Source organism: Cronobacter sp. EKM101R (assembly GCF_963888145.1).
GTDB classification, from domain to species: domain Bacteria; phylum Pseudomonadota; class Gammaproteobacteria; order Enterobacterales; family Enterobacteriaceae; genus Cronobacter; species Cronobacter turicensis.
In genome coordinates, this window is sequence record NZ_CAWPHW010000004.1 from 52,901 (window position 1) to 75,660 (window position 22,760).

20 protein-coding genes are annotated in these 22,760 nt (G+C 56.6%); 11 read left to right on the forward strand and 9 right to left on the reverse strand.

The features are described 5' to 3' along the window. The first annotated feature begins 1 nt into the window (after position 1). From AACV31_RS05485 to AACV31_RS05520, 8 genes are all read left to right on the forward strand, one after another. Positions 2 to 400: a rhodanese-like domain-containing protein gene (locus AACV31_RS05485; protein WP_075199333.1), complete on the forward strand. Its 399-nt coding sequence runs from the start codon at positions 2 to 4 to the stop codon at positions 398 to 400. A gap of 93 nt (positions 401 to 493) precedes the next feature. Continuing rightward, on the forward strand, positions 494 to 871 hold the full coding sequence (locus AACV31_RS05490; RefSeq protein ID WP_075199334.1) for a nuclear transport factor 2 family protein: 378 nt from the start codon (positions 494 to 496) through the stop codon (positions 869 to 871). Between the two features lie 12 nt (positions 872 to 883). Further along, positions 884 to 2,224 (forward strand): SidA/IucD/PvdA family monooxygenase, encoded by a 1,341-nt coding sequence (locus tag AACV31_RS05495; protein ID WP_075199335.1) that lies wholly within the window; start codon positions 884 to 886, stop codon positions 2,222 to 2,224. Positions 2,225 to 2,258: 34 nt separating this feature from the next. Then, the gene (gene ectB, locus AACV31_RS05500) at positions 2,259 to 3,551 is read left to right on the forward strand and encodes a diaminobutyrate--2-oxoglutarate transaminase (RefSeq protein WP_075199367.1); all 1,293 of its coding nucleotides are present in this window, start codon (positions 2,259 to 2,261) and stop codon (positions 3,549 to 3,551) included. 10 nt (positions 3,552 to 3,561) lie between these two features. Then, a complete protein-coding gene (locus tag AACV31_RS05505) occupies positions 3,562 to 4,776 on the forward strand; it encodes an NAD(P)/FAD-dependent oxidoreductase (RefSeq protein WP_075199336.1) in 1,215 nt (404 codons plus the stop codon). A gap of 9 nt (positions 4,777 to 4,785) precedes the next feature. Continuing rightward, positions 4,786 to 5,049, forward strand: a complete 264-nt coding sequence (locus AACV31_RS05510; RefSeq protein ID WP_105581499.1) for an acyl carrier protein — start codon at positions 4,786 to 4,788, stop codon at positions 5,047 to 5,049. Position 5,050: 1 nt separating this feature from the next. Then, on the forward strand, positions 5,051 to 6,004 hold the full coding sequence (locus tag AACV31_RS05515; RefSeq protein WP_165156468.1) for a hypothetical protein: 954 nt from the start codon (positions 5,051 to 5,053) through the stop codon (positions 6,002 to 6,004). Between the two features lies 1 nt (position 6,005). Next, positions 6,006 to 7,283 carry an MFS transporter gene (locus AACV31_RS05520; RefSeq protein WP_165156469.1) on the forward strand — a complete coding sequence of 426 codons (1,278 nt, stop codon included), beginning with the start codon at positions 6,006 to 6,008 and terminating at the stop codon, positions 7,281 to 7,283. A 338-nt stretch (positions 7,284 to 7,621) separates the two neighbouring features. Here the strand turns inward: AACV31_RS05520 and AACV31_RS05525 are convergent, their stop codons facing one another. From AACV31_RS05525 to rpmH, 9 genes are all read right to left on the reverse strand, one after another. Continuing rightward, complete coding sequence (locus tag AACV31_RS05525) at positions 7,622 to 8,986, reverse strand: efflux transporter outer membrane subunit (RefSeq protein ID WP_165156470.1); 1,365 nt, start codon at positions 8,984 to 8,986, stop codon at positions 7,622 to 7,624. Beyond that, entirely contained in the window at positions 8,986 to 12,096 is a 3,111-nt protein-coding gene (locus AACV31_RS05530; RefSeq protein WP_075199341.1) for an efflux RND transporter permease subunit, read from the reverse strand. The genes AACV31_RS05525 and AACV31_RS05530 overlap by 1 nt, the downstream gene beginning before the upstream one ends. Beyond that, positions 12,096 to 13,217: an efflux RND transporter periplasmic adaptor subunit gene (locus tag AACV31_RS05535; RefSeq protein ID WP_105537599.1), complete on the reverse strand. Its 1,122-nt coding sequence runs from the start codon at positions 13,215 to 13,217 to the stop codon at positions 12,096 to 12,098. The genes AACV31_RS05530 and AACV31_RS05535 overlap by 1 nt, the downstream gene beginning before the upstream one ends. A gap of 147 nt (positions 13,218 to 13,364) precedes the next feature. Further along, positions 13,365 to 13,934, reverse strand: coding sequence for a TetR/AcrR family transcriptional regulator (locus AACV31_RS05540; RefSeq protein ID WP_165156525.1), 570 nt, complete (start codon positions 13,932 to 13,934; stop codon positions 13,365 to 13,367). A 620-nt stretch (positions 13,935 to 14,554) separates the two neighbouring features. Next, the gene (mnmE, locus tag AACV31_RS05545) at positions 14,555 to 15,919 is read right to left on the reverse strand and encodes a tRNA uridine-5-carboxymethylaminomethyl(34) synthesis GTPase MnmE (protein ID WP_165156471.1); all 1,365 of its coding nucleotides are present in this window, start codon (positions 15,917 to 15,919) and stop codon (positions 14,555 to 14,557) included. A 102-nt stretch (positions 15,920 to 16,021) separates the two neighbouring features. Next, positions 16,022 to 17,671 carry a membrane protein insertase YidC gene (gene yidC, locus AACV31_RS05550; RefSeq protein ID WP_165156473.1) on the reverse strand — a complete coding sequence of 550 codons (1,650 nt, stop codon included), beginning with the start codon at positions 17,669 to 17,671 and terminating at the stop codon, positions 16,022 to 16,024. Positions 17,672 to 17,673: 2 nt separating this feature from the next. Then, positions 17,674 to 17,931 carry a membrane protein insertion efficiency factor YidD gene (yidD, locus tag AACV31_RS05555; protein ID WP_004386003.1) on the reverse strand — a complete coding sequence of 86 codons (258 nt, stop codon included), beginning with the start codon at positions 17,929 to 17,931 and terminating at the stop codon, positions 17,674 to 17,676. Further along, positions 17,895 to 18,254 (reverse strand): ribonuclease P protein component, encoded by a 360-nt coding sequence (rnpA, locus tag AACV31_RS05560; RefSeq protein ID WP_012814728.1) that lies wholly within the window; start codon positions 18,252 to 18,254, stop codon positions 17,895 to 17,897. The genes yidD and rnpA overlap by 37 nt, the downstream gene beginning before the upstream one ends. Positions 18,255 to 18,268: 14 nt before the next feature. Then, positions 18,269 to 18,409 carry a 50S ribosomal protein L34 gene (gene rpmH, locus AACV31_RS05565; protein WP_000831330.1) on the reverse strand — a complete coding sequence of 47 codons (141 nt, stop codon included), beginning with the start codon at positions 18,407 to 18,409 and terminating at the stop codon, positions 18,269 to 18,271. A gap of 609 nt (positions 18,410 to 19,018) precedes the next feature. Here rpmH and dnaA point away from each other — a divergent pair. From dnaA to recF, 3 genes are all read left to right on the forward strand, one after another. Then, on the forward strand, positions 19,019 to 20,404 hold the full coding sequence (gene dnaA, locus AACV31_RS05570; RefSeq protein WP_041923031.1) for a chromosomal replication initiator protein DnaA: 1,386 nt from the start codon (positions 19,019 to 19,021) through the stop codon (positions 20,402 to 20,404). A 4-nt stretch (positions 20,405 to 20,408) separates the two neighbouring features. Beyond that, positions 20,409 to 21,509, forward strand: coding sequence for a DNA polymerase III subunit beta (gene dnaN, locus AACV31_RS05575; RefSeq protein ID WP_007765832.1), 1,101 nt, complete (start codon positions 20,409 to 20,411; stop codon positions 21,507 to 21,509). A gap of 171 nt (positions 21,510 to 21,680) precedes the next feature. Further along, a complete protein-coding gene (recF, locus tag AACV31_RS05580; protein ID WP_075199345.1) occupies positions 21,681 to 22,754 on the forward strand; it encodes a DNA replication/repair protein RecF in 1,074 nt (357 codons plus the stop codon). Positions 22,755 to 22,760: the final 6 nt, after the last annotated feature.

The following is a 22,760-nucleotide window of genomic DNA, read 5'->3' on the forward strand; positions in this document are numbered from 1 at the left end:
TATGTCAAACCTTGAACAACTGGCGTACTACCAGAAAAAACTCTCCTTTGAAGCTGATTCATGGGATCTCTATCTCGCCCTTAAAGCCGGGGAAAACATTGTGGTGGTGGATGGCCGTAGCGAAGAGGCGTACCAGCGCGAGCATATTCCGGGCGCGATTAACCTGCCGCATAAAGCGCTGTGCTTTAACAACACTACGGAACTGGATAAATCCAAAGTGTATATCTGCTATTGCGACGGTATCGGCTGTAACGGCTCGACCAAAACCGCCATGAAGCTGCTGACGCTGGGCTTCCAGGTGAAAGAGCTTATCGGCGGGCTGGACTGGTGGCGTCGCGACGGTTACGCCACCGAAGGCCATGAAGGCCGCGACGGCACGCCGGTAAGCTGCGGCTGCTGATAACTCCCTGACGGCGGATAAGCCTCGCTTTTCCGCCCGTAATTAAAAATAACGCTTTATCAGGAATTAATCATTAATTCTGACGGGGTCGCTATGTCCGCAAATAATGCTCAGCGGGTCGCTGCGGTGTGCGAAAAGTTTCGCACGCTGGATATGGAAATCATTATGTCCTGTTTTACCAAAGATGTGACGGTGAATTATAACCAGCTGGAAACGCTGCGTGGTAAGGCGGCGCTGAATGAATTTCTGACGCCGCGTTACCGGGTGCTCGGCGATTATCGACTGGATAAAACGATCATTATGGAAGAGGGTAACCGCGTCTGTGTTGAAGTGCGCGCGAGTTTTGTAAATAAAAATACGCAGGTCGCTTTTCAGAGCCGTATTTTTGAAATTCTTGTGTTTAAAGAAAACCTCATTTCCCACTGGGATTATATCGGTCACAGCGAAGAAGTACTTTCCTGGTCTATTTAACGGAGCGCGTTTATGATCACGCAAACTCATTATGCCGGGGAAGCCGCCGGTAATGAAATGGAATACGATATTATCGGTATCGGTTTTGGGCCGGCGAATATTGCACTGGCGATTGCGTTAGAAGAATTTAGCTTTAAAGGAAAGTGTTTATTTCTGGAGCGTCGCGACGGCCCCTGCTGGCAGCCGCAAATGTTGCTCTCGGGCAGCGATATCCAGAACCATCCGGCACGCGATCTGGTCACGCCGCGTAACCCGCGTAGCCGCTATACCTTCCTTAACTTTTTGTTTGAGAAAAACCGTCTGTTCGAGCATCTCAATCTGGGGCTCGAATTCCCGTTGCGCCGGGAGTTCGCCGAATATGTCACCTGGGTGGCGCAGGCTTTTTCACATCAGGTGAAATACGGGCAGAACGTCACAAAAATCAGTCTCGATAAAAGCGTTGAGCCGCAGCGCTATCAGATAGAAACCGCCGACGGCGGCGTATGGCGCGCTCGCGCGCTGGTCGTGGCGCCGGGCCGCACGCCGTTGATTCCCGACGTTTTTACGGGCGCCAACCGTGAGCGCGTTTTCCACCTGACGTCGTACCTCGACAGTCTCGCCAGGCTAAACGCGCGCCGCCCGCTGCGGCGCATTGCGGTCGTCGGCGGCAGCCAGAGCGCCGTGGAAATCCTGTTGCATCTGCGCCAGAACTGGCCGCAGGTCGAGGTCATTAATATTCAGCGCGGATATGGTTTTCGCCTCAAGGACACCAGCCCGTTTAGCGAACATGTCTATTTTCCGGAGTTTGTGGACTATTACTTCTCCAGCACTCCGGCGGCGAAGCAAAACATTAACCGTCATCTGCATTACACCAATTACTCCTCGGCGGATAAAGACGTCATTCACCAGCTTTATGTCGGAATGTATGAAGACAAACTGGCGGGCCAGCAACACGTACAGATCCTCGCTAACCAGCAGATAACCGGTTATCGCGAGGATGACACCGGCTGCACGCTGCATCTGACCGACAGCCATACTCACCGCCTGCAAACCGTGAGCGAGCTGGACGGCGTGGTGCTGGCGACCGGTTTTCGCAATCTCGGCAGCGGCGAAAGCGAAGAGCTTTGCCCGCCGTTGTTAAGCGAGCTCTATCCGCTCATCGACACTCAGGAGAGCGGCTTTCTGAAAATCAACCGTGACTACAGCCTGAGTTCCCGGCCTGGCTGCATGCTGCCGCCGCTGTTCCTCAACGGCCTGTGCGAATCCTCTCACGGTTATGGCGATGCGGGATCTTTCAGTCTGTTGTCGCTCCGGGCGAAGGATATCTGGCTGTCGCTTTCGCAACAGCTTCAGGAGCAGGAAGTACCTGTCTGAATGTCTCTTTTTCTCTGCGGAAATGGTAAAAAATATGACTACGCATGACACAGTTTTCGATGTATTCGCCCGCCACGAATCCTCGGCGCGCAGCTACTGCCGCAACTTTCCGGTGGTGTTTCAGCGCGCCAGCGGAAGTTATCTCTATGACGCGCAGGATAACGCCTGGCTCGATTTTTTAAGCTGCGCTGGCGCGGTGAACTATGGCCATAACCCTTCCGCGCTGAAACAGGCGCTGCTGGATTATGTGGCGAACGACGGCATTCAGGCGGCGCTGGATTTGCATTCTGAAGCCAAAATGGCGTTCATCCTCGATTTTCATCGGGTGATCCTCACGCCGCGCGCGCTGGATTACCGGATGCAGTTTACGTCTCCGACCGGCACCAGCGTGGTGGAATCGGCCATCAAGCTCGCGCGTAAGACCCGCAATCGCGCCACTATCGTGGCGTTTACTAACGGGTTTCACGGCATGTCATCGACCGCGCTGGGCCTGACCGGCAATCGCGATAACCGCCAGCCATGGTCTGACGCGCATATCTTTCGCCTGCCGTATGAAGGCTATTTCGATGGCCTGGATCCCGTGGCGTATCTCGAAAGACTCCTGACCGACAATAGCTCCGGTCTTGACCTGCCTGCCGCCGTGATTCTGGAAACCGTACAGGGCGAAGGAGGCATTAACGTCGCCTCTGCCGGGTGGTTGCAACGGCTGCGCGAGTTGACCCGTCGTCACAATATTTTGCTGATCGTGGATGATATTCAGGCGGGCTGTGGGCGCACCGGCGAGTTTTTCAGTTTTGAATTCGCGGGCATCGAGCCGGATATTGTCTGCCTGTCTAAATCCCTGAGCGGCTATGGGCTGCCGTTTTCGCTGTTGCTTTATAAACCGGAGCTGGATCAGTGGAGTCCTGGCGAGGATAACGGCACCTTTCGCGGCAACACCACGGCCTTTGTCACCGCCCGCGCCGCGCTGAACGCCTTCTGGGCTGACGACGCCCTGAGCCAGCATGTGTTTCACCTGGAAAGCGTGGTGAAGCAATGGCTGGCGGAAATCCATCTGCGCTTTGCGCCTTTTATTAAAGCAACCCGTGGTCGCGGACTGTTTTATGGCGTGGAGTTTCACCAGCCTGAGCACGCCCGCGCTGTGTCGCGTGCCTGTTTCGAGCAGAAGATGATTATCGAACGGGCAGGCGATCGCGATCAGGTAATCAAACTCATGCCTGCGCTGACTATCACCGAGGCGCAGTTGCGCGACGGACTGGATATTCTGCAGCGTGCGATGGATGCCGTGCTTTCCGACGCGCTGCTTGATCAGCCGATTGCTGTATGAGGAGCCAACCATGATCTATGACGTCTTGATAGTGGGCGGCGGCGTGGGTGGGAGCGCCTGCGCCATCCTGCTGCGGCAGAGAGGCATGACGGTTCGCCTTATCGAAAAAATGCCTGACGCGCAGCGCTATAAGAAACTCTGCACCCATTTTATTCAGCCGGCTGCGATACCGGTGCTTGAACAGCTCAATATGGCGGCGCTTGCCAGCCCGCCTTACAGCATGCGCACGAAAGCCGCCTTTATTACCGCCGCCGGTTATATCGATCCGGAGGGGGGGTATGGCCCGACAAACGAAGGGTATGCGCTGAATCTGGAGCGGTCTGTGCTGGATCCGGCGCTGCGTCAGCAGGCGGAGAAGGCGGGCGTGGAAAGCGGATTCGGCGAGCGTGTGACTGACCTTGCGCGCACGGCGGACGGCTGGACGCTGACCGTTGAAAAAGACGCGCAGCGCAGCCAGGTGAAAGGCAGAGTGCTGGTGGCCGCAGACGGGCGCACGTCGGCTATCGCCCGCCTGACCGGCAACGACGCGGTGGCACATGAAAACCAGCGTGCGACGTTTTTTGCCTACTGCTCTGGCATCGCTGCGCCTGAACAAGGGCGTTCGCTCTTTGCGCACAGCGCAGGCGGCATGGCGTTTCTTTACCCGCTGACGGGCGGGCGCACGCTGCTGTCGGCCTATGTTGATAAAGAGACGGCGAAACGCTGGCAGGACGAAGGCGCAGAGCAGGCGTTGCTGCGTTACTTCACGACAGTGCCGCAGATGCCTGACGTGCGTAACGCGCGCTTTGAGACGCCGGTTTACGGTTATCAGGATTACCCAAGCCTGGTGCGCCAGCCAGTGCATGCGGATATCGCATTTATCGGCGACGCGGCGCTTTCGCTGGATCCGATGAGCGGCGTGGGCTGCAGTTTTGCGCTGCAGGCGGCCTCCATGCTTGCGGCCTCGTTTGACGAGCATGCCAGCCTGCCCGCGGCGCTGAAAGCTTACGCGCAGCGCTTTAATGCCTACTTCCCGGCCCATGCGCGCGGCATTATCGCCGATTCACTCATTACGAAAGATGAGGTCCGTCAGCAGCAGCTGTATCAGGCGATTCTGGCGGATCCGATGTTGCAGCATCAGTACCGCGATCTGACCGGGCGGCTGCTGTCTCCCCCGGCGTTTCAGAATGCGTATCTGGTGAGTAAAGCGCGCCAGCGCGCCAGTACGGCGCGAGCAGGCGCCTGAGGAGAGCGAATGTCTGAGCAATCTGTTGCCGCGCTGGAGACGGTCATTCTGGAAAAACTGGCGCTACAGCTGACTGACAAAGGGCCTGTCGGCGCGAACACCTCGTTCGCGTCGCTGGGCGTGGATTCAATAGGCGTGGTTATCCTGGTGGCGGAGCTTGAGAGCGCGCTGGATTTTGTTTTCGACCCCGCTGACCTGGATATGACGCATTTTACGCATGCGGGGCGTCTCGCCTCGCTGTTGCACAGTAAATACCAGCTCACAGGAGAGTGACATGATGACGGATATTCTCTATCCGCACGATGCGCAGCTCTACGATCGTCGCTTTATGAACTGCGCCGAGCGTCATGCCGTCGTGTTTCTTAAAGCGCGCCGGGCGCAAACCGATCTGCTTTTTTATCGTGCGCTGGTCAGCAGCGATGAAATTTTCCGGCAGATCATTCAACAAAAAAAGCCGAAATATAATTTCGTGAACGGCTGTTTTAGCGAACCTGATTTAAACGCGCTGGGTATTTATCCGCACGAATTACGGGGCGAATGTTTTGGCCAGATTAAATCGGATGTCGATGCGCTTATCAGGCAGTATGGATTTGTGCTGATTTCGGGATCGGTATTTTATTTCCCGCACTGCCCTGAATATCGCCAGAAACATTTACATCATCTCGTGGTGCTGAATGGTGTGGAGGAGGCGCACAACCGTTATCACGTCGCGGATGACAATCCGGCGAGCGTATTGTGCCAGTATCAGTATGGATTAGAAGATGTTGCCGGTTTTTTTGATAATAACGGTGACCGACTGGCACGCTGGTTTACGCTTGAAGATTATGATCGCGACGAGGCGGTACAGTATTTTCATCAGGCGTTACAGGATTACATTCACGGCTATCAGGACAGCCAACATTTTTTATCCGGCATTGAGGACTACCTGAAAGATAATTTTGAAGCACGTGAAATTAAATTGCAGTTATTACATGACGGATTCAGTTTACTATCAGGATCGCGAACCCTTTTCGCACACTATTTATCGCTTCAGCATCCCGACCAGTGCGCCATCACTGAACTGGCGCGCCAGCTCGGCCAGCAGGCGTTTGTTCTGAAAAGCCTGGTGGTAAAAGCCCGCATTACCCGACGGCTGGATATCGCCGATCTGGTGGCGCGCGCCCGGCAGCTTCAGGAGCAGGAAAGCGCTTTGTTACAGGCATTACGCACTCTGCTGCGAGGACCCTAAGATGAGCACAACGGTACAGAAAAAAGGTTACGGGGAGCTGCTGCGCGAAAAACGCTTCTTTCCGTTCTTTTACAGCCAGATCCTGACGAACCTTGGCGACGGGCTGTTTTCCGTATCGCTTATTTACTACGCGCTGAAAATGGGCTCGTCGGCGGCGACGCTTGGGGCCATCGTATTCGCCGTGACGCTGACGCGCGGCTTACTGGGGCCGCTGGGGGGGGTTATCAGCGACCGGCTCGACCGGCGCCGCTATGTGATTTGTCTTGAGCTGATACGCACCCTGAGCGTGCTGGCGATCCCGGCGTTCTGGTATGTGGGCTGGCTTAACGTTTACTGGTTATCGGCGATTGGCGTGTTTATTTCGACGCTGTTTGCGATTTCCGTTCCGGCGGCGAAAGCGCTGATCCCGACGCTTGCCGGTACTGAGCGCCTGCAACTGGCGAACGGGCTGATTCAGACGGTCACATGGCCCGCGTTTTTCCTCGGGTCCGGCCTGCTGGCGGTGCTTCAGGACCGCATTCCGTCTCATATGCTGTTTGTGGTGACCGGGGTGGTTTTCGGTATTTCCAGCCTGCTGCTGTGGACGATGCCGACAAGCGAACAGCGTGCAGCGCCAGCGAACCGGCTAACGGCTGGCGTCTTTTGGCAGGAGCTGCGCAACGGGTATCAGGTGCTGCACATCGATCCGGTGATGCGGACCCGCGTATGGCTGTATGGCGCGTTTACGTTTTTCTGGCGCGGTAGCCTGCAAATCTGCATTCCTGTTCTGGTGCTGCGCACGCTGGAAAGCCCGCCGTGGCTGTATGGCGCGCTGATGTTCGCTAACGGGCTGGCGGAGCTGCTGGCGAATCTGTGGGTAGGTAAACGGTTCTTTCAGCGCCCGCTGCTGTTTACCTATTCCTGCGAGATCCTGTTAGGCGCTGGCGTATTGCTGCTGGCGCTGAGCCTCTGGCTGCCGTTCACATCGCTTTGGCTGTTCGCGGCGGTAATTTTGATTGGCATCGCAGCCGCCACGATTGATATTCCGCTGCTGACGGTGATTCAGAAGCAGATCCCCGCCGAACATGTCGGCAAGGTGATCAGCTACTGGTTTACTATCGGCTCCTGCGGCGGCGCGGCGGGGTCATTATTGCTGGGTATGCTGTTTGAACTGGTGCCTGTCAGCACCGGTATTGTGATAACTGGCGTGGTGTGTCTGTTTATCGGTCTGGCGTTCTATAGCTGGGCGCAGAAGCGTAATACCTTCACCGAAGCGCGCGGCGTGGACGTGGCGGTATAAGAGAGTAAAACCTGCATTAACAGAGCGTTAATGCAGGTTAGTAAATGCTTACACTAAAAGTTATGGATAGCTAACAGCAGAGATAAAAGACAGGTGTACTTATATTTCGTCGCTTCATTAAGCTTCGGTTGTCCGCCTGGCCTTAAAAGGAACCTTATACATTGCCGACTGCTTGCGTGTAATTATTCAGCGCCTTTTTAATGTCTTTTTCTGTCAGAGTACAGGAATCAAAGAAGCGCGTTCAGTGTAAACCGTCCTTTCAGTAAAGACGGGGCTGCGGGTATAAACTCCCGATATCTGAGAGTTACACGCCTCCAGCCCCGTCCCGGCCATCGCGGTTATTGAACCCCTCCGCCCAGCGACTGCCACAGCGTAATGCGGTTTTCAAAGTCGGTCTGTTGCAGGGCAATCAATGACGTCCGGGCTGACCACAGGGAGCGTTGCGCGGTCAGGACGGTCAGATAATCGTCCACGCCTGCCTGATAACTGCGCGTCGCCACATCCAGCGTTTTTTGTTCTGCTGCCACGTATTCACGTTGGGCATCCAGCTGTTCGCTCAGGGTTTCGCGACGCGCCAGCGCATCGGCGACATCTTTAAACGCGCTCTGAATGGTTTTCTCATAGGTGGCGATTAGCCCTTTCTTCTCCGCTTCGGCATAACGCAGCTGCGCCATGTTATTGCCGCCGCTGAATAATGGCAGGGTGATCGATGGCGCGAAAGACCAGACCTTCATGCCGTGGCTGAACAGTGACGAAAGCGAATCGCTGCCGACGCCAGCGCTGGCGGTCAGCGAAATGCTCGGGAAGAAGTTAGCGCGCGCGGCGCCGATATTGGCGTTGGCGCTCAACAGATTGTGTTCAGCCTCCTGAATATCGGGGCGACGCAGTAGCGTACCGGAGCTGACGCCCGCCGGGATCAACGTGATGGCGTTATCGCTCAGGCTTTCCAGCGTGCCGGGCAGCAGGTTTTCCGGTACCGTCTTGCCGGCCAGCAGATTGAGGGCGTTCTTGTCCTGCATCACCAGCGTCTGATAGCTGGCGACGCTGGCGCGCGCCTGCTGATAAACCGCCATGGCTTCGCTGACGTCTGTGGCGGCGGCGACGCCCACTTGCTGCTGTCGCTTCACGATGTTGAGCGAGTTGGCGGCGCTCTCCTGAGTGGATTTCGCCAGCGCCAGGTTGCTGTTATCTGCGGCCAGGGTAATCCAGGCCGTAGTGAGCTCGCTGACCATTGTCAGGCGTGTGTTTTGTGCCGTGAACTCGCTGGCAAGCCAGGTTTCACGCGCGGCGCGTGAAAGGCTCTGATTACGACCAAACAGATCCAGCTCAAAGCTGGAGACGGCCCCGCTGGCCTCATCGCTGGTGCTTACCCCGTTGGCCAGCGTGCGGCTGCGGGTGTGGCTCAGGCTGGCATCCACCGACGGGAACAGAGATGAGCGTGTTTCGCCGTACTGGGCGCGGGCGGCATCAATATCAGCAATCGCTTTTTGCAGATCGCGGTTGCTGGTGAGCGCTATTGTCACCACGCTTTTCAGGCGTGCATCGTTCATGACCTGCTGCCACTGGCTCACCACGGCGGTGGCTTCGCCATGGGCGCCCGGCAACGTAGCCGGGACGGGCGCGTCGGGACGCTGGTAGGTGGGATCTAACGACACACAGCCTGCGCTCAGCAGCGCTAACACTAAAACAGATACACGAAACATTATGACCTCCGGTTTGCGTGCTTACCGGAGAACAGACGTTTCACCAGTATGAAGAATAACGGAACAAAGAAGATGGCCAGCAGCGTCGCCGCGAGGGTCCCGCCGATGATGCCGGTCCCAATCGCCACGCGGCTGTTGGCGCCTGCGCCGGTGGCGACGGCCAGCGGCGTTACGCCTGCGATAAATGCCAGCGACGTCATGATTATCGGGCGCAGTCGCGTCTGGGCGGCACGCAACGCGGCGCGCGTCAGGGAGTAGCCTTCCGCGACTTTCGCCTCCGCAAACTCAACAATCAGAATGGCGTTTTTCGACGACAGGCCGATGGTGGTCAGCAGCGCCACCTGGAAATAGACGTCGTTGCTCAGCCCGCGCAGGGAGGCGGCCAGCGCCGCGCCCAGGACCCCGAGCGGGATAACGAGAATGACCGAAATCGGCACCGACCAGCTCTCATACAGCGCAGCCAGACACAGGAACACGACCAGGATGGAAAGGGCATACAGGCTCATCGCCTGGCCGCTCGCCAGCTTCTCCTGCAACGACAAACCGCTCCACGCCCAGGTTGTGCCGGACGGCAGATTATTCGCCAGCTGCTCCATTCTGGTCATCGCCGTGCCGGAGCTGGCGCCGCTGGCGTTCTCGCCCTGAATTTCATAGGCCGCCGAGCCGTTGTAGCGCACCAGACTTTCCGGGCCATATTCCCAGCGTGTCGTCGCGAAAGCGGAGAACGGTGTCATGGTGTCGTCGCTGCCGCGGACATACCATTTATTGAGATCGGAAGGCGCGGCGCGGTAATCGCTGTCCCCCTGGATATAGACCTTTTTCACGCGGCCGCGATCGATAAAATCGTTCACGTAGGTCCCGCCCCAGGCGCTGGAGAGGGTGTCGGTAACGTCACTCAGAGAAAGCCCCAGCGATACGGCTTTGTTGTTGTCGATATCCACCTGCAACTGCGGCATTTGCGGCAAATCGTTGGCGCGTACGGCATGCAGGGAAGCATCCTGATTCGCTTCGCCGATGAGCTGGTTACGCATCTTCAGCAGCGTGTCGCGGTCGGTGCCGCCGCTGGCCATCAGTTCGAAGGTAAAACCGTTGCTTTGACCCAGGCCTTCTACGGCAGGTGGCGTCATGGCAAAAACAGTAGCATCACGGAGGGAACCCAGTTCCCGGCTGGCACGCAGGGCAATCGCCTGAGCGGTGTTCTCATCGCCTTTACGCTCGGACCAGTTTTTCAGGGAGACAAACGCCATCCCGGCATTCTGGCCGCTGCCGCTAAAGCTAAAGCCCTCGACGGTGAAAATCACGTCGGTATTGGCTTTCTCTTTGTTGAGGAACCACTCGCGAACCTGACGGCTGACTTCCGCCGTACGTACCGCCGTCGCGCCGGCTGGCAGGGTGTACTGCACCATGATTTCACCCTGATCTTCCGTTGGCAAAAAACTGCCGGGCAATTTCAGCATCGCCACGCCCATCGCGCCGCAGAGCAGGGCGTAGACCACCAGCATGCCACCGGAGCGACGCAGGGCGCGCAGCACCTTATTCTGATAGCCATGCTCAGTCTTGCTGTAGAAGCGGTTAAACGCGCCGAAGAACCCTTTTTTGTGAGGGGGCGTATGGCGCAGCACTGAGCCGCAGAGCGCGGGCGTCAGGGTCAGCGCCACCACCACCGAGAGGAACATCGCTGAGATAATGGTGACTGAAAACTGGCGGTAGATGACGCCGGTCGAGCCGCCGAAGAAAGCCATAGGCAGGAACACGGCGGAAAGCACCAGCGCAATAGCGACCAGCGCGCCGGAAATTTCGCCCATCGATTTTTCGGTGGCTTCGCGAGCGGGCAGCCCTTCATCGCGCATAATACGCTCGACGTTTTCTACCACCACGATGGCGTCATCCACCAACAAACCTATCGCCAGCACCATCGCAAACAGCGTGAGGGTATTGATGGAGTAGCCGAACAGCGCCAGCACCCCAAACGTTCCCAACAGAACTATCGGCACCGCCAGTGCCGGGATCAGCGTGGCGCGGATGTTTTGCAGAAACAGATACATCACCACCACCACGAGGATAATGGCTTCGAATAGCGTCTGAATTACATCTTCCACCGAGATCTTAATGAACTCGGTACTGTCTTTCGGATAGGCCACATCGTAGCCTTCCGGCATGGCCCGTTTGAACTCGGCAATTTTATTTTTCACCGCGGTAGCGGTATTGAGCGCATTCGCACCCGGTGAGAGCATCACCGCCATACCGGCGGCCGGATGGCCGTTCAGCCTGGCGGTGGCCGTGTAATCTTCGCTGCCCATCTCCACGCGCGCCACGTCGCCGATGCGCACCACTGCGCCGCTGGACTGGCTCTTAACGATGACATTTTTGAACTGTTCGACCGTTTGCAGGCGCGACTGGGCGCGTACGGTGGCCGTCAGCTGTTGCTTGCCTGAAGCAGGTAACGCACCAATTTTACCGGCAGAAACCTGCACGTTCTGCGCTTCGATCGCGCTCTGTACATCGGAGGGCATTAGCGAGTACGAGGCGAGCTTTGCCGGATCGAGCCAGATGCGCATGGCGTATTCCGCGCCAAACACTTGCAGGCTGCCGACACCTTCAACGCGCGCCAGCGGATCCTGCATATTACTTACCAGCCAGTCGGCGATATCCGAACTACTGGCGTGGTCGTTTTTATCGTATACGCCCATGATCAGCAGGAAGTTACTCTGCGATTTTTGCACCGTAATACCGGATTGCTGTACCTCGGTTGGCAAACGCGACTCGGCCTGCTGAACTTTGTTCTGTACCTGAACCTGTGCGGTATCCGGGTCGGTTCCCTGTTCAAAGGTGACGTTAATGCTCACCGAACCGTCTGAGCTGCTGGTGGAGGTGAAGTAGAGCAGGTTATCCAGTCCGGTGAGCTGTTGTTCGATCACCTGCGTCACGCTGTTTTCCAGCGTCTGCGCCGATGCGCCAGTATAGGTGGCGGAAATTTTGATAGACGGCGGGGCGACGTCAGGGTACTGCGCCACCGGCAGCGTGCGGATCGCCAGCACCCCGGCGAGCATAATCAAAATGGCGATCACCCAGGCAAAGACCGGACGACGCACAAAGAAGCGGGAAAACATCAGGCGTCTCCTCCTGCGGTTTTCATCTCTTCAGCGCTGACTTTCTGACCGGCGGTGACTTTGTCGGTGCCTTCTACAATCAGCTTATCGCCCGCCTTCAGGCCACTCAGCACCAGCCATTTGTCGCCGTAGGTCTCACCGGTTTCCAGCTGACGTTTTTCTACTTTATTGTCGGCCCCGACCACCAGCGCGGTGGCGTTGCCTTTGGCATCGCGAGTAATGCCCTGCTGCGGGGCGAGGATAGCCTCGCTCATCACCCCTTCATCAACTTTGGCGCGGACAAACATGCCCGGCAGAAGCTGATGCTGCGGGTTCGGAAAGACGGCGCGCAGCGTGACCGATCCTGTCGATTCATCGACCGCCACTTCAGTCAGCGCCAGGCGGCCTTTTTCACGGTAGGTACTGCCGTCTTCCAGAATTAACGACACGCTCAGCGTATCGCTACTGCTGGCCAGCGTTTGTTTACGTAATCGCAGGAGATCGGCACTGGAGCGTGTTAAGTCAACATACATGCTGTCCAGGCCGCGAATGGTGGCAAGCGCGGTATCCTGCTGGGCGGTCACCAGTGCGCCCGGGGTGACAGAAGAGATGCCGATACGTCCGGTAATCGGGGCGGTGACCGTGGTCCAGTTGAGGTTAATGCGTGCGCTCTCCTGGGCCGCTTTCTTTGACTCCACGCTGGCCTTGTCCTGCGCGCAGGTGGACTGCGCATCTTCGGCGTCCTGACGTGAGACGCCGTCGTCTTTCACCAACTGCGCATAGCGCCGGGCTTTTTGGCAGTCGGTCTGCACCAGCGCCTGCGCCTGTTTCAGCGCTGCGGCGGCTTCATCGTACGCGGCGCGGTAGCTGGAGGGATCGATTTGATACAGTGGCTGTCCGGCTTTTACGGTTTCGCCTTCGGTAAAAAGCCGTTTTTGAATAATGCCGCCCACCTGCGGACGCACCTCGGCGCTCATGGCGGCAGTGGTGCGCCCGGTCAGTTCGCTGACGACGGAGACCGGTTGGCTTAACAGGGTGACAATCCCCACTTCCGGCAGAGGAGGCTGGGTTGCAGAGGTTTGCGCATTATCGCACCCTGTCAGGAGGAGTAATGCCGCGATGGAGGTTGTTATGGTTTTCATAATCTTTTTCCAGGGTGAACGATGCTTGCCCTGTTAATGGCTTAACAAGGAAGAGGGTTATTTAAAGGCACAGCGATACCGCATCTCCGGCAGTGCCGGAAATGAAAAAGGGGGAATTACTTATTCCCGCTCATTATTCACATATGATTACTTCACAGAGAAAAGCATATCTAAAATACTCTGATAAATGGGCTCTAATTGTTCTGAAGGGACCTGTAAGGGGGTGAGTCGTCGGTAAATCGTCCCTTCAATCATCACGGCGGTAATTTCTACGCAGCAACGAATATGTTCATCACTCAGATGGGGGAATTGTTTTTTCAGGTGCACACAGGCGTTGGCGAACATGCGGGCTTCTGCTTCGATGAGCATGGTGGCCACCTGAGGGTTGCGTGTAGCCTCCGCGGACATTTCGAGCATTAGCGCGTCGTCATCTTCGCTAAGCGTCTGTCGCCATGCGAGCGCCTGCGGCATCCCTTCAACCAGCGTTTTACCCTGCATCTCCCCAATACGCGAGTCAATGATACGGCGTATCATCTCTTCAATAATCGCGTCTTTGTTACTGAAATAACGGTAAATTTGCCCGACGCTAAGCTGCGCTTCGCTGGCGATCTGCGACATACTGGCGCCATGAAATCCGCTGGCGCGAAAGCAGCGGCGCGCGGCGGTGATAATTTCGTCCTGACGCTGTTTTTGTCGTGCTTCCAGTTTTGAGCTCATCATCGATTATCGTGTAAAAAGTGAGAATGATCGTTCTCATTATACGTTTTGGGCGTCTATTGGAAAGGCTTTTTTTATTTACATATTGAATGAATATTTCCTGGTTTAAACAATGGAGGAAATAAGGATTTTTTATGAAGGTTAGAAGGTGAAATATAAAAATTGCGCTAAAAATAAGGAGAATAATATGCGTATGCGAACCACTGATAATATCAGTGCGCCGGATAAACAAGAGTGGTTAACGGGGCGAGAGCCGACAGAAAACAGCTGCTGAATTACCGCCTTTTAGTGGTGATAGCGACGTGTATGCGCGCAATACTAAAGAGGGCAATCAATGGCAGATATGGTTATCGGATTATCCGTAAGCGGACAGGCAAAGACATTCTGCGCTTTCCCGGGAATGCGTTTCTGAGTTAACGCGGAAGTGTAGTGTGTGGAAACGTCGTTTATCGTCACGGTGTCATGCTCACAGGAGGTGGTGTTGGGGGAAAAAATAAACGAGACCCTGGCGGCTTCAGACTATGGCAATAAGCATCGTGCACCTACGGGCAATAAAAAACCCGCATTAACAAGCGATTAATGCGGGTTAGTGGATGCTTACTTACGCAGGTGTTACGGGGTTATTTACCGATGCAGAAGCTCGAGAAAATCCGGCCCAGCAGATCGTCGGAGGTAAATTCACCGGTGATCTCGCTTAATGCCTGTTGCGCCAGGCGCAGCTCTTCGGCCAGGAGTTCACCGGCCCAGGCGCCCAGCAGTTGCGCTTTACCCTGTTGTAAGTGGTTCGCCGCGTCTTCCAGCGCCTGGAGATGACGACGGCGCGCCAGGAAGCCGCCTTCCATGCTCGTATCAAACCCCATGCTTTGCTTCAGATGATTGCGCAGCACGTCCACGCCATCACTGGTGCGTGCCGAAAGACGAATAAGTGAGTGACCATTCACTTCGCTTAAGCCTGGCTGTTCGCCGGTCACGTCCGCTTTGTTACGCACCACGGTGATCGGCAGTTTCGCTGGCAGGCGGGCGATAAAATCGGGCCAGATCTGCGCCGGGTCGGTGGCGTCGGTCGTCGTACCGTCAACCATAAACAGCACGCGGTCGGCCTGTTCAATTTCCTGCCAGGCGCGCTCGATACCGATGCGCTCGACTTCATCGCTTGCCTCGCGCAGACCCGCGGTATCGATGATGTGCAGCGGCATACCATCGATATGAATATGCTCGCGCAGCACGTCGCGGGTCGTGCCTGCGATATCGGTGACAATCGCCGCCTCACGGCCCGCCAGCGCATTCAGCAGGCTCGATTTGCCCGCGTTCGGGCGACCGGCAATGACCACTTTCATCCCTTCGCGCAGCAGGCTGCCCTGACGCGCTTCGGCGCGAACCGCGTCGAGATCGCCTATCACCTCGTTAAGCTGCGCCTCGATTTTGCCGTCGGAAAGAAAGTCGATCTCTTCATCCGGAAAATCGATAGCCGCTTCGACAAAAATACGCAGGTGGGTCAGCGCTTCAACCAGATGGTTTACGCGTGCGGAAAATGCGCCCTGCAGGGAGTTCAGCGCCGAGCGCGCCGCCTGTTCAGAGCTGGCGTCAATCAGATCGGCGATGGCTTCCGCCTGGGCGAGATCGAGTTTGTCGTTGAGGAACGCCCGCTCGGAGAATTCGCCGGGTTTCGCGATACGCACGCCGGGAATAGTCAAAATGCGCTTTAGCAGCAGATCCAGAATCACGGGGCCGCCGTGACCCTGAAGCTCCAGCACATCTTCGCCGGTAAAGGAGTTCGGGCCAGGGAACCACAACGCGATGCCCTGATCGAGCGCGGTGCCGTCCGCGTCTTTAAACGGCAGATAGTCGGCATAGCGCGCTTTCGGCAGTTTGCCGAGCACCGCCTGCGCCACGTCCCGCGCCTGTTGGCCGGAGACGCGAAGAATGCCCACGCCGCCGCGTCCGGGAGGCGTCGCCTGGGCGACAATGGTGTCGTTATGGCTCATGGTCTTTCTGTCACTCTGTCTGGCGGGGGAGTTTTGCCTGCCCCACGTAAAGAAAAAGGCGGTCATCAGACCGCCTTCCATTTTAGCGTTGCCCTGACCGAATCAGGATTTCTTCTTCTCGCGGCTGTGCAGACCGCGTTTTTCCAGACCGCGGTAGATCAGCTGCTGCTGAAGGATGGTGACCAGGTTGCTGACGATATAGTACAGCACCAGACCGGACGGGAACCACAGGAAGAAGACCGTAAAGATGACCGGCATAAAGGTCATGATCTTCTGCTGCATTGGGTCGGTCACGGTGGTCGGCGACATCTTCTGGATGAAGAACATAGTCGCGCCCATCAGGATCGGCAGAATGTAGTACGGGTCCTGTGCGGAAAGGTCATGGATCCACAGCGCGAACGGCGCGTGACGCAATTCCACCGAGCCCATCAGCATGTAGTACAGCGCAAGGAAGATTGGCATCTGGATCAGCAGCGGGAAGCAGCCGCCCAGCGGGTTCACTTTCTCCGCTTTATACAGCGCCATCATCTCCTGACTCATACGCTGCTTATCGTCGCCAAGACGCTCGCGCATCGCCTGAATCTTCGGCTGCAGCAGGCGCATTTTCGCCATGGAGGTGTACTGCGCTTTGGTCAGCGGGTACATCACGCCACGAACGATAAAGGTGATGGCGATAATCGAGAAGCCCCAGTTGCCAAGGAAGCTGTGGATCCATTTCAGCAGTTTGAACAGCGGCTGAGAGATGAACCACAACCAACCGTAGTCAACGGTCAGGTCAAGGTGCGGCGCAACGGCAGCCATTTTGTCCTGAATTTCCGGCCCTACCCACAGGGTGCTGGCAAGCTTGGCGGTCTGGCCTGGCTGAACCTGAACCGGCTCAGATTTATAACCGATAGCCGCAACGCCATGACCCAGATCGGCGGTATAGAAGTTGCTGGTTACGTTGCTGGCCGGAACCCACGCGGTCGCGAAGTACTGCTGAAGCATCGCTACCCAGCCGCCTTTAGCGTTCACGTTCAGGTTTTCGTCGTCAGCAATGTTATCGAACTTATATTTCTCGTACTTCTCGTCCGGCGTGGAGTACGCCGCGCCGCGGAAAGTATGCAGAGCAAAGTTGTTGCTGCCAGTGTCGCGATGGCTCGGCAGATCGATGGTTTGCTTCAGCTGACCGAATGAAGAGACTTCAAGCGGCTGGGTGCCGGCGTTCTTCACGTCGTAACCCACATAAACCGCGTACTGACCGCGTTTCAGGGCGAACGTTTTGGTGAAGGCGTTGCCTGCCGCATCGGTGAAGGTCATCGGGATCAGCAGTTCGTCCTGGCCGTCAGCCAGCACATAGGTGTCGCGCTCGGTGCTATACAGCGGGCGACCCTGGTTGTTATTCGGGTTGTCCGGGCCGTTACGACCGGTCAGGCCGCTCTGTGCCTGATAAATGAAGTTCGGCGTGGTTTCCAGCAGCTGGAAAGGTTCGCTGGAGCCCAGCTCTTTCGGGTATGCCAGCAGAAGCGCCTGCTCGATGTCGCCACCACGGGTATTGATGGTAAGAGAAAGGACATCGGTCTTAACGGTAATGAGTTTCCCCTGGCCACTGGCCGGTACGCCCTGGCTTGCGGCGCTACCCGCTGCGGTGGTCGTAGTCTGCGTGGTCTGCTGAACCTGGGGTTTTGGAGCTTTATCTTGCTCCCAGGCTTGCCAGATCATGAAAGACACGAACAACAAAGCGATGACAAAAAGATTGCGTTGCGAATCCATCGTTAGTGTTCTCTGGTATCAAAAGGTCCTGGCGGGACGGGGTCGTCTCCACCCGGGTTCAAAGGGTGGCATTTTAATACGCGTTTCACTGTCAACCAACTGCCTTTTAACACCCCAAACCTGCGCAATGCCTCAATTCCGTACTGCGAACAGGTGGGGTGAAAACGGCAATGCGGCCCGAGAAGCGGACTAATGAAGCGTTGATAGACCCGGATGAGGGCTATCAGGAGCCGCGAACCAGGCGACAATGACGACGCCATAATTTTTCCAAAGCTTCCGAAAGCTCCCGGTTATCGAGGTCGGCAATCCCGCGCTTCGCCACCACCACGAAATCCATTGAAGGGAGTTCATGCTGACGTAAACGGAAGCTTTCACGCGTCAGACGTTTAATCCGATTGCGTTCATGGGCGCGTTTAACGTTTTTCTTGGCGACGGTAAGACCGATGCGGGGATGCCCCAGCGAATTAAGGCGGCCGAGGATGGTGATTTGCGGCGTGCCAGCCCGTTGTGGCTGCTGGAAGACGAAGGTGAATTGAGCGGGAGTTAACAAACGTAACTCCCTGGGAAATGCGAGCTTAACCACTAAAGGGTTAGCTATTACTTGGAAACGGTCAGACGAGCGCGGCCTTTAGCACGACGACGTGCCAGAACCTGACGACCATTTTTAGTAGCCATACGAGCACGGAAGCCGTGAGAACGGTTGCGCTTCAGTACAGACGGTTGAAAAGTGCGTTTCATGGCGATTTCTACCTAAACTTGAATAAATTCACTGACTTTGCGTATGCGCGAACGGCCTGCCGGACGACTTACGCCAAAGTAATCGACGATTAAAGAGGCCGGATTGTAATAATTGTACACTCCGGAGTCAATTCACTTTCCTTATTTCCCGCGCTTTTCCCCTCACTTTGAGGATAAAAAACACGCAAAATTCAGGCGATAAACCGCGCTTTACGCACCGGGTGGGGAATTATACGGGCTCGCCGCCAAAGCGCAAGGATCGTCGCGGATCTTCCTTAGATCGATAACGCGATATTTTCCGGATCGTCATTAATTTTTCCGATATGCCGGGTAAAACGTGCCGCAGCCATCAAAGGATCGATTACACTTAAGCGTCCTGACGCAGACCTGTGGATAAATCGGGAAGAATCTGTGAGAAACAGGAGATCTCTGGCTCGCTTTAGGCTATGATCCGCGGTCCCGATCGGGATCCCTGATCTCAGCCTCGGGTAAAAAAACCGCAAATAGCGGTTCGCACGCCTCCCGGCTCGGGGCTTGTCGGCGTGTGTCAACAATCATGAATGTTTCAGTCTTCGTCTTTTATCGACTTTTGTTCGAGTGGAGTCCGCCGTGTCACTTTCGCTTTGGCAGCAGTGTCTTGCCCGATTGCAGGATGAGTTACCAGCCACTGAATTCAGTATGTGGATACGCCCCCTACAGGCGGAACTGAGCGATAACACGCTGGCTTTGTATGCGCCAAACCGGTTTGTGCTCGATTGGGTAAGGGACAAATACCTCAATAATATTAATGGATTACTGAATGATTTCTGCGGCTCTGACGCGCCGCTGCTGCGCTTTGAAGTCGGTACCAAACCCCTGACGCAGACGACAACCGCGCCCGCAAGCCAGACCGTAAGGCCTGCGCAAGCCGCGCCCGCGGCGGCGCCTGTGCGTCCGGCGTGGGACAACGTGCCCGCTCCTGCAGAGCCGTCCTATCGCTCGAACGTCAACGTCAAACACACCTTTGATAACTTCGTTGAGGGTAAATCTAACCAACTGGCCCGCGCGGCGGCGCGTCAGGTGGCGGATAACCCCGGCGGCGCGTATAACCCGCTCTTCCTTTATGGCGGCACGGGTCTGGGTAAAACGCACCTGTTGCACGCGGTGGGCAATGGCATCATGGCCCGCAAGCCCAACGCCAAAGTGGTCTACATGCACTCTGAGCGTTTCGTTCAGGACATGGTAAAGGCGCTGCAAAACAACGCTATCGAAGAGTTCAAACGCTACTACCGTTCGGTGGATGCGCTGCTTATTGATGATATCCAGTTCTTCGCCAATAAAGAGCGATCCCAGGAAGAGTTTTTCCACACCTTTAACGCCCTGCTGGAAGGCAATCAGCAGATCATTCTCACCTCGGATCGTTACCCCAAAGAGATCAACGGGGTTGAGGATCGTCTGAAATCGCGCTTCGGATGGGGGCTCACGGTAGCTATTGAGCCGCCGGAGCTGGAAACTCGCGTGGCGATCCTGATGAAAAAGGCGGATGAGAACGATATCCGCCTGCCGGGTGAAGTGGCCTTCTTTATTGCCAAGCGTCTGCGATCCAACGTGCGTGAGCTTGAGGGCGCGCTGAACCGCGTGATCGCCAACGCCAACTTTACCGGCCGCGCGATCACTATCGATTTCGTGCGTGAGGCGCTGCGCGATCTGCTGGCGCTCCAGGAAAAACTCGTCACTATCGACAATATTCAAAAGACGGTGGCGGAGTATTACAAGATCAAGGTCGCGGATTTGCTCTCCAAGCGGCGTTCCCGCTCGGTCGCGCGTCCGCGCCAGATGGCGATGGCGCTCGCCAAAGAGCTGACCAACCACAGCCTGCCGGAGATCGGCGATGCGTTTGGCGGCCGCGACCACACTACGGTGCTGCACGCCTGCCGCAAGATAGAGCAGCTGCGTGAGGAAAGCCACGATATCAAAGAAGATTTCTCCAATTTAATCAGAACATTATCTTCGTGACGCTATGAAATTTACCGTTGAACGTGAACACTTATTAAAGCCGCTCCAGCAGGTCAGCGGCCCGCTGGGCGGCCGTCCGACGCTGCCTATTCTCGGCAACCTGTTGCTTCAGGTCGCGGATGGCGCGCTGTCGCTGACCGGCACCGATCTGGAAATGGAGATGGTGGCGCGCGTCGCGTTGGTGCAACCGCACGAGCCGGGCGCCACGACCGTACCGGCCCGTAAATTCTTTGATATTTGCCGCGGCCTGCCGGAAGGGGCGGAAATCGCCGTTCAGCTGGATGGCGACCGTATGCGCGTGAGTTCAGGGCGCAGCCGTTTTTCGCTCTCTACATTACCTGCGGCGGATTTCCCGAATCTGGACGACTGGCAGAGCGAGGTGGAATTTACGCTGCCTCAGGCGACCATGAAACGCCTTATCGAAGCCACGCAGTTCTCCATGGCGCATCAGGATGTCCGTTATTACCTCAACGGCATGCTGTTTGAAACCGAAGGCGAAGATTTGCGTACGGTGGCGACCGACGGCCACCGTCTGGCGGTCTGCTCAATGCCGGTCGGCCAGCCATTGCCGAACCATTCGGTGATCGTGCCGCGTAAAGGGGTGCTGGAGCTGATGCGTATGCTTGATGGCGGCGACGCCCCGCTGCGCATCCAGATCGGCAGCAATAATATTCGCGCGCACGTCGGCGATTTTATCTTTACTTCGAAGCTGGTCGATGGCCGCTTTCCGGATTACCGCCGCGTACTGCCGAAAAACCCGGACAAAACGCTGGAAGCCGGCTGCGATATCCTCAAACAGGCCTTTGCCCGCGCGGCGATTCTCTCCAATGAGAAATTCCGCGGCGTGCGTCTGTACGTAAGTGAAAACCAGCTCAAAATCACCGCGAATAACCCTGAGCAGGAAGAGGCGGAAGAAATTCTCGACGTCACCTACCCGGGCACGGAGATGGAGATCGGGTTTAACGTCAGTTACGTGCTGGACGTGCTGAACGCGCTTAAATGCGAGAATGTCCGCATTCTGCTGACGGATTCAGTCTCGAGCGTGCAGATAGAAGATGCGGCGAGTAGTTCCGCGGCCTATGTTGTTATGCCCATGCGTCTGTAGAGTTTCCAAAAGGGGCTGGTTTACTGGCCATTTCGCCTCCCGGCAGTGCTCGAAATGCTCACGTACGATGTGTACGCTCCGCTTTCTGCGCGCTGGCGGTAACCGAACTGGCTGCGACACCAACGCCCCTGTCTCTGAGAGTATGCACGCCCTGGACCGGAAAAGTTCTTAATGTCACTGACGCGTCTCCTTATCAAAGATTTCCGCAATATCGAAAACGCGGATCTCGCGCTCTCTCCCGGTTTTAACTTTCTGGTTGGCGCGAACGGCAGCGGGAAAACCAGCGTGCTGGAAGCGATCTACACGCTGGGCCACGGACGCGCATTTCGCAGTCTGCAAATCGGGCGCGTGATCCGCCATGAACAGGATGCCTTTATTCTTCACGGGCGGTTGCAGGGCGACGAGCGCGAAGTCTCGGTCGGCCTGACGAAAGATCGCAACGGCGACAGCACGGTGCGCATCGACGGCAGCGACGGTCACAAAGTGGCCGAGCTGGCGCAGCTGATGCCGATGCAATTAATTACCCCCGAGGGGTTTACTTTGCTCGGCGGCGGCCCCAAATACAGAAGAGCGTTCCTCGACTGGGGATGCTTCCATAACGAACCCGGCTTCTTTGTGGCCTGGAGCAACTTAAAGCGCCTGCTCAAACAGCGCAACGCCGCGCTGCGACAGGTGACCCGCTATGAACAACTGCGTCCGTGGGACCGTGAACTGGTTCCGCTGGCCGAGCAGATAAGTCAGTGGCGCGCCAGCTACAGCGAGGCGATTGCTAACGACATGGCCGATACCTGCGCGCAATTTTTGCCGGAATTTTCGCTTACCTTCTCTTTCCAGCGCGGCTGGGAGAAAGAGAGCGACTATGCCGAGGTGCTGGAGCGCGGTTTCGAGCGCGACCGGATGCTGACCTACACCGCGCATGGCCCACACAAGGCCGATTTCCGTATTCGCGCCGACGGCGCGCCGGTGGAAGATACGCTGTCGCGCGGGCAGCTCAAGCTCCTGATGTGCGCGCTGCGTCTGGCCCAGGGCGAGTTTCTGACTCGCGAAAGCGGGCGACGCTGCCTTTATCTGATAGATGATTTTGCCTCTGAACTTGACGATGCCCGTCGTGGGCTTCTGGCGCAGCGCCTGAAGGCTACGCAGTCGCAAGTCTTTGTCAGCGCGATCAGCGCTGAACATATTCTCGACATGACGGACAAAAATTCGAAGATGTTCGCTGTCGATCAGGGTAAAATAACGGATTAACCCAAG

What these genes read in the sequence shown, in the direction of transcription:
- AACV31_RS05510 (WP_105581499.1), top strand. Translation starts at nt 4,786, where the DNA reads ATGTCTGAGCAATCTGTTGCCGCGCTGGAGACGGTCATTCTGGAAAAA.
- yidD (WP_004386003.1), bottom strand. Translation starts at nt 17,931, where the DNA reads ATGGCGTCGTCATTGTCGCCTGGTTCGCGGCTCCTGATAGCCCTCATC.
- AACV31_RS05490 (WP_075199334.1), top strand. Translation starts at nt 494, where the DNA reads ATGTCCGCAAATAATGCTCAGCGGGTCGCTGCGGTGTGCGAAAAGTTT.
- dnaN (WP_007765832.1), top strand. Translation starts at nt 20,409, where the DNA reads ATGAAATTTACCGTTGAACGTGAACACTTATTAAAGCCGCTCCAGCAG.
- AACV31_RS05525 (WP_165156470.1), bottom strand. Translation starts at nt 8,986, where the DNA reads ATGTTTCGTGTATCTGTTTTAGTGTTAGCGCTGCTGAGCGCAGGCTGT.
- AACV31_RS05535 (WP_105537599.1), bottom strand. Translation starts at nt 13,217, where the DNA reads ATGAAAACCATAACAACCTCCATCGCGGCATTACTCCTCCTGACAGGG.
- AACV31_RS05515 (WP_165156468.1), top strand. Translation starts at nt 5,051, where the DNA reads ATGATGACGGATATTCTCTATCCGCACGATGCGCAGCTCTACGATCGT.
- yidC (WP_165156473.1), bottom strand. Translation starts at nt 17,671, where the DNA reads ATGGATTCGCAACGCAATCTTTTTGTCATCGCTTTGTTGTTCGTGTCT.
- rpmH (WP_000831330.1), bottom strand. Translation starts at nt 18,409, where the DNA reads ATGAAACGCACTTTTCAACCGTCTGTACTGAAGCGCAACCGTTCTCAC.
- ectB (WP_075199367.1), top strand. Translation starts at nt 2,259, where the DNA reads ATGACTACGCATGACACAGTTTTCGATGTATTCGCCCGCCACGAATCC.
- AACV31_RS05495 (WP_075199335.1), top strand. Translation starts at nt 884, where the DNA reads ATGATCACGCAAACTCATTATGCCGGGGAAGCCGCCGGTAATGAAATG.
- mnmE (WP_165156471.1), bottom strand. Translation starts at nt 15,919, where the DNA reads ATGAGCCATAACGACACCATTGTCGCCCAGGCGACGCCTCCCGGACGC.
- AACV31_RS05485 (WP_075199333.1), top strand. Translation starts at nt 2, where the DNA reads ATGTCAAACCTTGAACAACTGGCGTACTACCAGAAAAAACTCTCCTTT.
- AACV31_RS05540 (WP_165156525.1), bottom strand. Translation starts at nt 13,934, where the DNA reads ATGAGCTCAAAACTGGAAGCACGACAAAAACAGCGTCAGGACGAAATT.
- recF (WP_075199345.1), top strand. Translation starts at nt 21,681, where the DNA reads ATGTCACTGACGCGTCTCCTTATCAAAGATTTCCGCAATATCGAAAAC.
- AACV31_RS05505 (WP_075199336.1), top strand. Translation starts at nt 3,562, where the DNA reads ATGATCTATGACGTCTTGATAGTGGGCGGCGGCGTGGGTGGGAGCGCC.
- AACV31_RS05520 (WP_165156469.1), top strand. Translation starts at nt 6,006, where the DNA reads ATGAGCACAACGGTACAGAAAAAAGGTTACGGGGAGCTGCTGCGCGAA.
- AACV31_RS05530 (WP_075199341.1), bottom strand. Translation starts at nt 12,096, where the DNA reads ATGTTTTCCCGCTTCTTTGTGCGTCGTCCGGTCTTTGCCTGGGTGATC.